The following is a 10625-nucleotide window of genomic DNA, read 5'->3' on the forward strand; positions in this document are numbered from 1 at the left end:
TCCCTTCTCATGCCCGCACCCACCCACCACCCAAGATCAAGTTCAGGAACAGGCTCTGAGAGGTACCGGTCAGGATCCGGAGTGCTCCCGGATCGACTTGATGATGGCGCCGAAGTCCTGGCCGCCGCCGCCCTCCTCGTTGAAGCGGCGGTAGAGCTCCGTGGCGAGGCGTCCGACGGACGCGTCGGTGCCGGACTGCTCCGCCGCGGACAGCGCCAGGTTGAGGTCCTTGAGCATCAAGGCCGCCGCGAACCCCGGCTCGTAGTCGCGGTTCGCGCGGCTGGTCTCCACCAGGTCGGGCACCGGGCAGTTGGTCGTCAGCGCCCAGCACTGACCGGTGGAGATCGACGCGACGTCGTAGAGCGCTTCGTGCGACAGGCCGAGGCGCTCGCCGAGCACGAACGCCTCGCTGACCGCGATCATCGAGGCCCCGAGGATCAGGTTGTTGCACATCTTGGTGACCTGGCCGTTGCCGGGACCACCGCAGTGGATCACCTTGCGCGCCATGGGTTCCAGGACGCCCTCGGCCCGGTGGAAGTCGGCTTCGGAACCGCCGACCATGAACGTCAGCGTGCCCGCCTCGGCGCCGGCCGTGCCACCGGAGACGGGTGCGTCGATGCTGCCGAACCCGGCTGCCTGGGCGCGCTCGTGGGCCGCCCTGGCGTCGGCCACGTCCACCGTGGAGGAGTCGATCAGCAGAGCGCCCTCGGCGGCGTGGGGCAGCACGTCGTCGTAGGCGTCCAGCAGGTGCTTGCCGCTGGGCAGCATGGTGATCACCGCGTCGGCTCCGCTGACCGCGTCGACGATCGAGCCCACGATGGTCACGCCGCTGTCGGCTGCGGCCGACAGCGCGGCCGGGACGAGGTCGTAGCCCTGCACGGTGTGCCCGGCCTTGACGAGGTTCGCCGACATCGGACCGCCCATGTGACCGAGCCCGATGAAACCGATGACAGCCATTGTCACAACCTTTCTGCTCGAACTTCCGCCAAGACCCGGCGATCCGCGCTCAGCCGAACAGGTTCGGCTCGTCGGACACCGGCTCGAAGAACTTCTGCACCCGGGATTCGTCCACTTCGGACAACGTGGTGGGCGACCACTGCGGGTTGCGGTCCTTGTCGACGAGCGTGGCCCGCACGCCCTCGACGAAGTCGCCGATCCGCACGCACGCCATGGCCAGCCGGTACTCCTGCGTCAGCGCCTGCTCCAGCGATCCGTACCCGCTGCGCAGGGCGCGCAGCGTGACCTTGAGAGCGGTCGGCGACTTGGACTCGACTGCGTTCGCCGCCTCCTTCGCGGCCTGCTCGGGCCGTTCCCGCAGCCGGGCGAGGATCGTCTCGACATCGGATCCCTCGTACGCGGCGTCGATCCACTCGCGGTGCTCGGCCAGCGACGGCTCGGGCACCGGCGCGGCGAAGCGGGCCAGCACCTCGTCCACGTCCCCGCTCGCCAGGTCTTCGACGATCTCGGGCAGCCGGACGCTGTCGACGTAGTGATCGGCCAGGTCGCAGTAGAGGGCGTCCGCACCGCCGACCGCACCGCCGGTCAGCGCGAGGTGCGTGCCGAGCTCACCGGGCGCGCGCGACATGAGGTAGGTGCCACCGACGTCGGGGATGAACCCGATGCCGGTCTCGGGCATCCCGACCTTGGAGCGCTCGGTGACCACCCGGTGCGAGCCGTGCGCGGTGATGCCGACACCACCGCCCATGCAGATGCCGTCCATGATCCCCACGACCGGCTTCGGGTAGTTGGCCAGCGCCGAGTTGAGGCGGTACTCCTCGGACCAGAACGCCGCGGGCAGCGACTCGTCGCCCGCCTTGGCCGCGTCGTGCAGCGCGCGCACGTCGCCTCCGGCGCACAACCCGCGGTCGCCCGCTCCGTCGATCATGATCGCGCGGATGTGCTCGGCGTGCCGCCACCGCTCGATCGCCTCGGTCATCTCCCGGACCATGCCGAGGGTCAGCGAGTTGAGCGCCTTCGGGCGGTTGAGCGTGATCCGCCCGAGCGCGCCGTGCTCGCCGACCAGGATCTCGGACTCAGTCATGGTGCGAACTCCATCGTTGTGCAGGGTGCTGCCCCCGCGGCAGCGGTCAGGCCGCCAGCAGACCGCGGGAGATGATCAGCCGCATGATTTCGTTGGTGCCTTCGAGGATCTGATGCACCCGCAGGTCGCGGACGATCTTCTCCAGGCCGTATTCCGCAAGGTATCCGTATCCACCGTGGATCTGAAGTGCCTCGTTGGCGACCGTGAAACCCACGTCGGTGGCCAGTCGTTTGGCCATCGCGCACGATCGTGTCGCCGTCGGGTCCTGGGTGTCGAGCGCCCAGGCCGCCCGCCACAGCAGCAGCCGCGCGGCCTCCAGGTCCGTGGCCATGTCGGCGAGCTTGAACTGCAGGGCCTCGAACTCGCTGAGCTTGGAGCCGAACGCGCTGCGTTCCCGCACGTACTCCAGCGACTTGTCCAGCGCGGACTGCGCTCCGCCGAGCGAGCACGCCCCGACGCTGAGCCTGCCGCCGTCGAGTCCCGCCATCGCGATGCGGAACCCGATGCCCTCGTCGCCGAGGCGCTGGTCGGCGGAGACGCGGACGCCGTCGAAGATGACCTGGCGCGTGGGCTGGGCGTTCCAGCCCATCTTCTTCTCGTTGGCACCGAAGGACATGCCCTCGCCCCCGGCCTCCACGACGAAGGTCGAGATGCCCTTGTGGCCGGGTTCGCCGGTCCGGGCCATCACGACGTAGACGTCGGAGCTGCCGCCGCCGGAGATGAACTGCTTGACCCCGGTGATCACGTAGTCGTCGCCGTCGCGGACCGCGCGGGTCTGCAGGGCGGCGGCGTCCGAGCCCGCTCCGGGTTCGGTCAGGCAGTAGCTGGCCAGGCGTTCCATCGTGCACAGCTGCGGCAACCAGCGCGCCCGCTGGGCGTCGGTGCCGAAGCGGTCGATCATGCCCGCGCACATGTTGTGGATGGAGATGTAGGCGGCGATCGAGGGATCCCCGGTGGCCAGCGCCTCGAAGATCAGCACCGAGTCGAACCGGCTCAACCCGCTGCCACCGTGGGCTTCGTCGATGTAGACGCCCCCGATGCCCAGCTCACCGGCGGCGCGCAGCGCCTCGATCGGGAAGTGCTTCTCCTGGTCCCACTCCACGGCGTGCGGGGCGAGCTGCTCCTGGGCGAATTCCAGCGCGGTGTCCCGGATGGCGCGCTGGTCATCGGTGAGCTCGAACGGCGAACTCGCCACTGCTGCGACGGACACGTCGCCTCCTCCTCGCGCAGTCGGGCGGAACCCGGGATCACCGGGTCCCGCCCGCACGATCAGTGCATGGTCGGGATGGTGAAGCTGGCGCCTTCCTTGAGTCCGGAGGGCCAGCGGGACGTGACCGTCTTGGTCTTGGTGTAGAAGCGGATCGCGTCCGGGCCGTGCTGGTTGAGGTCGCCGAATCCGGACCGCTTCCAGCCGCCGAAGGTGTGGTACGCGATCGGCACCGGGATCGGCACGTTCACGCCGACCATGCCGGTGTTGACGCGGTTGACGAACTCGCGCGCGGCGTCGCCGTCGCGGGTGAAGATCGCCACCCCGTTGCCGTACTCGTGCTCGCTGGGGAGCCGCACCGCTTCCTCGTAGTCGGCCGCGCGCACGATCGACAGCACCGGGCCGAAGATCTCCTCCTGGTAGATCCGCATCTGCGGCGTGACGTGGTCGAACAGCGAGGCGCCGGTGAAGAAGCCGTCCTCGTGCCCGGGCTTGGAGTAGCCGCGCCCGTCGACCACCAGCTCCGCGCCCTCGTCGACCCCGACGCCGACCAGGTCCTGCACCCGCTGCCAGGCCTGCTTGGTCACCAGCGGGCCGAAGTCGGCGTCGGCCTCGAAGCTGGTGCCGATCTTGAGGTCCTGGATCTTCTCGACGAGCTTGTCCCGCAACGCGTTCGCGGTGGCCTCGCCGACGGGCACGGCGACCGAGATCGCCATGCACCGCTCCCCCGCCGAGCCGTAGCCGGCGCCGATGAGCGCGTCGCAGACCTGGTCGAGGTCGGCGTCGGGCATGACGATCAGGTGGTTCTTGGCGCCGCCGAAGCACTGCGCCCGCTTGCCGTGGTCAGCGGCCGTGGAGTAGATGTACTGGGCGATGTCGGAGGATCCGACGAAGCCGACCGCCTCGACGCGCGGTTCGGTCAGCAGCGCGTCCACGGCCGTCTTGTCTCCGTTGACCACGTTGAAGATCCCCGGCGGCAGCCCGGCTTCGATGAACAGCTCGGCCAGCCGCAGCGGAACCGAGGGATCGCGCTCGGACGGCTTGAGCACGAAGGCGTTGCCGCAGGCGATCGCCGGGGCCGCCTTCCAGAGCGGGATCATGGCCGGGAAGTTGAACGGCGTGATGCCCGCGACCACACCCAGCGGCTGGCGCAGCGAGTAGACGTCGATGCCGGTTCCGGCGCTGTCGCTGTACTCGCCCTTGAGCAGGTGCGGGACGCCGATCGCGAACTCGACGACCTCCAGACCGCGCTGGATGTCGCCCTTGGCGTCGGGGACGGTCTTGCCGTGCTCGGAGGCCAGCAGCCGCGCCAGGTCCTCCATCTCGTCGTTGACCAGCTGCACGAACTTCATGAGCACGCGCGCCCGCTTCTGCGGGTTCGTCGCGGCCCACGCCGGCTGCGCCGCGGCCGCGTTGTCGACGACCGCGGTGACCTCGTCGGCCGAGGCCAGCGGGACGCGGGACTGCACCTGGCCCGTGTTGGGATCGAACACGTCACCGAAGGCACCGGAGGTCCCCGGTACTCGCTTACCTCCGATGAAGTGCTCCAGCTCGCCTGTCATCTCGCACCGCACCTCCGCCGAACCGGCCACCGAAAAATACTAGGAAGCCAAACTGTTTGTAGACCAAATTTTTCCCACAGGGAACGCGCGCGCAACAGGGTGTGACCCGTCACAGTATCGATTCTGCGCACTTCACGCCGTTTTATCCACCTGCGGAGGAGAGGGGGTGGGCGCGAAGGACCTGCGGGCCCGGGCGCGCGAGCGCCGGTCAGGCCTCCCCGAAGAGATGAGTTCCGGGCTTCTCGCCGTCGTCGCCGACCCAGAACTCCACCCAGTGGGTCACGAACTCCGACTTCCGGAGCACTCCGTCACCGTTGAGGTCGAGCCGGGCGAACCCGAGGCCGGTCGGCGTTTCCCGCCCCGTCCACGCCTGGATCATGCGGGCGTACTCGGCCGCGGTCACCCGGCCGTCGCCGTCCTCGTCCACCGCCTCGAACATCGACTCCGCGGTCGCCGTCACCAGGTCGAGCATCGCGCCCAGGTTCTCGACCGCGGCCAGCATCTCCTCCTGCGTGATCCGCTGATCGCGGTTCTCGTCGGCGGTCGCGCTCAACGCGTCCCACCAGCGCATCATGATCTCGCGCAACCGATCCGACCCGTCCCCACCGCGGATGCGCGCCCATCGGTCGGTCAGCGCCTCGAAATCAGCGCGCTCCAAGAACCCGTCGTCGTTGACGTCCATCGCGGTGAACACGACGGAGGCCTTCTTCCGCTGCAAGTCGCTCGCCATCGAACCAACCTGGCAGGGGCGTCACGATGGCGGCAACAGCCCGGTCGGGCGTTCCACCGGGCGTGCGAGTGATCATTCCCGTCGCCGCTGATGACGCAGCGTGTCGACGACGGGTCAGGCCCGCGCGGCGGAGCGGAACGTGTCGATCTTGCCCGCGACGTACTCGCGCCACTGCTCGGGCAGGTCCGGCAGGCAGCCCGCGACGTGCTCGGCCAGTTCGGCCCGGTCCTCGCGGTTGTGCATGAGCAGCGCGAACAGCTCGTCGACCCGCACCCCGTGCTCGGGCCGGGACAGCACGCGCAGCTGATCGCCCGCGCTGACCTCACCCGCCCGCTCGACCGCGAGGTAGGCACCGGTGCGCCCGTGCTGGGTGAACTTCTTGACCAGGCCCGGCACGTCCCAGAAACCGGCGAAGACCCGGCACGGCTGGCGCGAACCGGTCACCCGGAACACGGCGCCACCGATCTCCCAACGCTCACCGACGAGCGCCGCGGAGCTGTCCACACCGGACAGCGTCAGGTTCTCGCCCGCGTTGCCGGGCACCAGATCCTTGCCCAGCTCGGCCGACCAGAAGGTCAGCTCCTCGCCGTCGAAGGCGTAGGCGGCCTGGTACCAGGCGCCGTGGTGGTCGGTGTCGCACACCGCATCGCCGTCGACCCCGGTCTCGGTGAACCGGACCGGCCCGTCGACCGGCCGCTTGTCGATCCCCGTCTTGCCGAGCCGACCGGCCCATTCCCCGGTCCGCAGGAGGGCCACGTTCACCGACGACACCACGCTCATGAGCGCCAAACTACGGGAGGAGCGGGGACGACCACAGCGATTTTCCGGCAGCGCACGTCACAGTCGCCCGGTGGTGGCCCGCAACGCCGCGCGAGCCTCCTCGCGCAGCAGCCCGACCAGGTCGGCTGCGGGCATGGGGCGGGCTTGGGCGTAGCTCTGACCTGCCCACATCGAGATCGCCTCGGCGTCACCGGCCTTGCCCGCCGCTCCGCGCACCGGCTTGGTGAGGTTGTTCACCTGCGGATACGCGGCCGGGGCGTCAGGGTTGTCGACCATGAAGCGGTTCACCAGACCGCGCGCGGGACGACCGCTGAAAGCGCGGGTGACGTCGGTCCAACGCTGGCCGTCGGCCATCTGGTCCCGCTGCACCGCCGCGGTTCCCGCCTCGTCGCAGACCAGGAACGCGGTGCCCAGCTGAGCTGCGACCGCTCCGGCGGTCAGCACGGCCGCGACGTCGGCACCGTGCACCAGGCCGCCCGCAGCGATGATCGGCAGGTCCACCGCCGCGCGCACCGAGCGGATCGCGGGCAGCAGACCGAGCATCGGGCCACCGCCCGGCTGCTCGGGGTCGTCGTGGAACACGCCGCGGTGCCCACCGGCCTCCATGCCCTGCACGCACACCGCGTCAGCGCCCACCCGCGCCGCCTGCCGCGCCTCGTCCGCGGTGGTCACGGTGATCACGACCTCCGAGCCCGCCGCGTGCAACGCGTCCACGGTGGACGCTTCGGGCAGCCCGAAGGTGAACGACACCACCGGGATCCGCGCCTCGACGAGCTGCTGCACCTTCGCCGGGTAGGAATCGTCGTCCCAGTCGGCCGAACCCGGCTCGACCCCGTGCCGCGCACCGGCCTCCGCGACTCGCGCGCGGTAGCCGTCGAGGTCGACGTCCCGCCGGTCGCTGGGCACGAAGAGGTTCACCCCGAACGGCTCGCCGGTCAGCGACCGGATCCGCGAGATCTGCTCCGCCAGCCGGTCCTCGGTGAGCATCGCGCCGGCGAGGAACCCCAGCGCCCCTGCCTCGCTCACCGCCGCGGCCAGTTCCGGAGTGCTGAGCCCGCCGGCCATCGGCGCCGCGACCAGCGGCACCCTCGACTCCACGATCATCCTTGAACGCTACCTCCGAACAACGCGCCCCAGCACCGGTGTTCGGAGTTCCCGAACCACCGTTCCGCCCGCGCCCGACCCGGTTTCACCGGATCAGGGCACAAAAGAAGTGAGCGGGAACCCGACGCCTTGGGTTCCCGCTCACTCGCACCATTGCGATTTTTCCGACACCCCGCCACAGGGCCGCTGGTGCGTTCAGGGGGTGGCCGGCGCAGCAGGCGCGCCGGCCACCATCAACCACACGATCAGTGGAACTGCGAGGTCTCGGTCGAACCGGCCAGCGCGGTGGTCGACGAGTCCGGGTTGATTGCAGTGCTGATCGTGTCGAAGTAACCGGTACCGGCCTCGCGCTGGTGGCGCGTGGCGGTGTAACCGCGGTCCTCCGAGCCGAACTCCTTCTCCTGCAGCTCGACGTAGGCGCTCATGCCGTCGGTGGCGTAACCCTTGGCCAGGTCGAACATGCTGTAGTTCAGCGCGTGGAAGCCCGCGAGGGTGATGAACTGGAACTTGAAGCCCATGTGGCCCAGCTCGCGCTGGAACTTGGCGATGGTCGCGTCGTCCAGGTTCTTCTTCCAGTTGAACGACGGCGAGCAGTTGTAGGCCAGCATCTGGTCCGGGTACTCGGACTTGACGGCCTCGGCGAACTTGCGGGCCATCTCCAGGTCCGGCGTGCCGGTCTCCATCCAGATCAGGTCGGAGTACGGCGCGTAGGCCTTGGCACGGGCGATGCAGGGCTCGATGCCGTTGTTGACCTTGTAGAAGCCCTCGGCGGTGCGCTCACCGGTGAGGAACGGCTTGTCGCGGTCGTCGATGTCGCTGGTCAGCAGCGTCGCGGCCTCGGCGTCGGTACGCGCGATGACCAGCGACGGCACACCGGAGACGTCGGCGGCCAGACGGGCCGCGTTCAGCGTCTTGACGTGCTGGCTGGTGGGGATGAGGACCTTGCCGCCCAGGTGGCCGCACTTCTTCTCGGAGGCCAGCTGGTCCTCCCAGTGCACGCCCGCGGCGCCGGCGGAGATCATGCCGCGCATCAGCTCGTAGGCGTTGAGCACACCGCCGAAGCCGGCCTCGGCGTCGGCGACGATCGGGGCGAGCCAGTGGGTGTCCTCGCCCTCGATGGCGCCACCCTCCGGGTCCAGCGCCTCGGCCCAGTTGATCTGGTCGGCGCGCTTGAGGGCGTTGTTGATCCGGCGCACGACCTGCGGGACCGAGTTGGCCGGGTACAGCGACTGGTCCGGGTAGGTCTCGCCCGCCAGGTTGGCGTCGGCGGCGACCTGCCAGCCGGACAGGTAGATGGCCTTGAGGCCGGCGCGGACCTGCTGGACCGCCTGGTTACCGGTCAGCGCGCCCAGCGAGTTGACGTAGTCGGTCTCGTGCAGCAGCTTCCACAGCCGCTCCGAGCCCTGTCGGGCCAGGGTGTGCTCTTCCTGCACCGAGCCGCGGAGGCGGACGACGTCCCCGGCCGAGTGCGTGCGCTCGACACCCTTCCAGCGCGGGCTGGTGTCCCACTCGCGCTGCAGCTCCTCAGCGGCCTTCTTCGCCTGCTCGCGGATGCTCATGATTTTTTCCCCTTCCGGGATCGCTGGCGACCTGCTGCAATCAATATTGCAACCTGCCAAGCGAAACTGGGCCAGATTTCCTAGGTAATTTTCAGGATTTTTCTGCTAGCATCAACGCCATGACGGAGTTCGCCAGCGAAGAAGACCGTAGTTTTTCTACGGAACACGACCTTCTGGTCTTTGGTCAGCGGCTCAGGCACTTGCGCCGAGCCGCCGGATTGACTCTTGTTGAGCTCGGCGACCGCGTGGGGAGAGCGCCGTCACAGCTCTCGCTGCTGGAGAACGGCCACCGCGAACCGAAGCTGTCGCTGCTGCGATCGCTGGCCGACGCGCTGGGCACCTCCGTCGACGAACTGCTGTCCAAGAAGGCCCCGAACCGGCGCGCCGAGCTCGAGATCGCGGTGGAGAAGGCCCAGCTCGACCCGATCTACCAGCGGCTGTCCCTGCCTCCGCTGAAGGTCGGCAAGCGGCTGCCCACCGAGGCCCTCGAACACGTGCTGGCGCTCTACGAGGAGCTCCGGCGCAGGGAGACCCAGAAGGTCGCCACTCCGGAGGAGGCGCGCAAGGCCAACGCGGAGCTGCGCGGCATGATGCGCCGCCACAACAACTTCTTCCCCGAGATCGAGAAGGCCGCCAGCGACCTGCTCAAGCGAGTCGGTTACCACGGTGGTCCGCTGTCGGAGGGGATGATCCAGTCCATCGCCACGCACATGGGCTTCGGGCTGAAGTTCGTCACCGACCTGCCGCGCTCGGTGCGGTCGGTGACCGACATGAAGAACCGCCGGATCTTCCTGCGGCGCGAATCCCTGGGCATGCACAGCCCGCGCACGATCCTGCTGCAGACCCTGGGGCACCTCACGCTGGGCCACAACCAGCCGCGCGACTTCGCCGACTTCCTGCGGCAGCGGGTCGAGGCCAACTACTTCGCCGCCGCCGTGCTGGTGCCGGAGCAGACCGCGGTCCCCTTCCTGCAGGAGGCCAAGTCGGAGCGCGACCTGGCGGTCGAGGACCTGCGCGACGTGTTCTCGGTGTCCTACGAGATGGCCGCGCACCGGTTCACCAACCTCGCCACCCAGTACCTGGACCTGGTCTGCCACTTCGTCCGCAACGACGAGACGGGCATCATCCACAAGGCCTACGAGAACGACGGGCTGGCGTTCCCCACCGACCCGACGGGCGCGATCGAGGGCCAGCGGATGTGCCGGTACTGGGCCGGGCGCCAGGTCTTCGCTTCGCCGGACCGCTACTCGACCTACTACCAGTACACCGACAAGCCCGGTGCCACGCACTGGTGCGTCGGGCACGTCGACCCGAGCCGCGGCCGGGACTTCGCGATCACCCTCGGCGTCCCCTACACCGAGTCGCGCTGGTTCCGCGGCCGCGACACCAACAACCACTCCAAGTCCGGCTGCCCGAACGGCGAGTGCTGCCAGCGGCCGCCGGCCGAGCTCGCCAGCCGCTGGGAGGGCATGGTCTGGCCGTCGGCCCGAGCGCACTCGCACGTGCTGGCCGCGTTGCCCGCCGACACCTTCCCCGGCGTCGACGAGGCCGACGTCTACGCCTTCGTGGAGGCCCACCAGGGCTAAGTGTGGTGTTCGGGGAGGTTGGTCAGTCGGGTGATGGGTGGTTGGCCTCCGATGGC

At 69.2% G+C, this 10625-nt stretch carries 9 protein-coding genes; 1 reads left to right on the top strand and 8 read right to left on the bottom strand.

The window, feature by feature from the left end; translation table 11 throughout:
• Positions 1–69: 69 nt before the first annotated feature.
• The 8 genes from mmsB to aceA form a co-directional block, all read right to left on the bottom strand.
• Positions 70–957 (bottom strand): 3-hydroxyisobutyrate dehydrogenase, encoded by an 888-nt coding sequence (mmsB, locus tag ACYVF3_RS32265; protein ID WP_461158069.1) that lies wholly within the window; start codon positions 955–957, stop codon positions 70–72.
• A gap of 49 nt (positions 958–1006) precedes the next feature.
• The gene (locus tag ACYVF3_RS32270) at positions 1007–2041 is read right to left on the bottom strand and encodes an enoyl-CoA hydratase/isomerase family protein (RefSeq protein ID WP_461158070.1); all 1035 of its coding nucleotides are present in this window, start codon (positions 2039–2041) and stop codon (positions 1007–1009) included.
• Positions 2042–2087: 46 nt separating this feature from the next.
• Complete coding sequence (locus ACYVF3_RS32275) at positions 2088–3251, bottom strand: acyl-CoA dehydrogenase family protein (RefSeq protein WP_461158071.1); 1164 nt, start codon at positions 3249–3251, stop codon at positions 2088–2090.
• Between the two features lie 59 nt (positions 3252–3310).
• Complete coding sequence (locus ACYVF3_RS32280) at positions 3311–4810, bottom strand: CoA-acylating methylmalonate-semialdehyde dehydrogenase (protein ID WP_461158072.1); 1500 nt, start codon at positions 4808–4810, stop codon at positions 3311–3313.
• Positions 4811–5018: 208 nt separating this feature from the next.
• Positions 5019–5540 (bottom strand): EF-hand domain-containing protein, encoded by a 522-nt coding sequence (locus ACYVF3_RS32285; protein ID WP_461158073.1) that lies wholly within the window; start codon positions 5538–5540, stop codon positions 5019–5021.
• Positions 5541–5654: 114 nt separating this feature from the next.
• A complete protein-coding gene (locus ACYVF3_RS32290; RefSeq protein ID WP_461158074.1) occupies positions 5655–6320 on the bottom strand; it encodes an MOSC domain-containing protein in 666 nt (221 codons plus the stop codon).
• A 57-nt stretch (positions 6321–6377) separates the two neighbouring features.
• A complete protein-coding gene (locus ACYVF3_RS32295; RefSeq protein WP_461158075.1) occupies positions 6378–7424 on the bottom strand; it encodes an NAD(P)H-dependent flavin oxidoreductase in 1047 nt (348 codons plus the stop codon).
• Between the two features lie 245 nt (positions 7425–7669).
• Positions 7670–8983, bottom strand: a complete 1314-nt coding sequence (gene aceA / locus ACYVF3_RS32300) for an isocitrate lyase (protein ID WP_461158076.1) — start codon at positions 8981–8983, stop codon at positions 7670–7672.
• Between the two features lie 119 nt (positions 8984–9102).
• Between aceA and ACYVF3_RS32305 the strand changes: the two genes are divergently transcribed.
• Positions 9103–10569 carry a helix-turn-helix domain-containing protein gene (locus ACYVF3_RS32305; protein WP_461158077.1) on the top strand — a complete coding sequence of 489 codons (1467 nt, stop codon included), beginning with the start codon at positions 9103–9105 and terminating at the stop codon, positions 10567–10569.
• The last annotated feature ends 56 nt before the right edge of the window (positions 10570–10625 follow it).

The sequence above is a fragment of the Saccharopolyspora tripterygii genome (assembly GCF_054778355.1).

Excerpts from the sequence above, each read along its gene's own strand:
- mmsB (WP_461158069.1), bottom strand. The coding sequence starts at position 957 with ATGGCTGTCATCGGTTTCATCGGGCTCGGTCACATGGGCGGTCCGATG.
- ACYVF3_RS32270 (WP_461158070.1), bottom strand. The coding sequence starts at position 2,041 with ATGACTGAGTCCGAGATCCTGGTCGGCGAGCACGGCGCGCTCGGGCGG.
- ACYVF3_RS32280 (WP_461158072.1), bottom strand. The coding sequence starts at position 4,810 with ATGACAGGCGAGCTGGAGCACTTCATCGGAGGTAAGCGAGTACCGGGG.
- ACYVF3_RS32285 (WP_461158073.1), bottom strand. The coding sequence starts at position 5,540 with ATGGCGAGCGACTTGCAGCGGAAGAAGGCCTCCGTCGTGTTCACCGCG.
- ACYVF3_RS32290 (WP_461158074.1), bottom strand. The coding sequence starts at position 6,320 with ATGAGCGTGGTGTCGTCGGTGAACGTGGCCCTCCTGCGGACCGGGGAA.
- ACYVF3_RS32295 (WP_461158075.1), bottom strand. The coding sequence starts at position 7,424 with ATGATCGTGGAGTCGAGGGTGCCGCTGGTCGCGGCGCCGATGGCCGGC.
- aceA (WP_461158076.1), bottom strand. The coding sequence starts at position 8,983 with ATGAGCATCCGCGAGCAGGCGAAGAAGGCCGCTGAGGAGCTGCAGCGC.
- ACYVF3_RS32305 (WP_461158077.1), top strand. The coding sequence starts at position 9,103 with ATGACGGAGTTCGCCAGCGAAGAAGACCGTAGTTTTTCTACGGAACAC.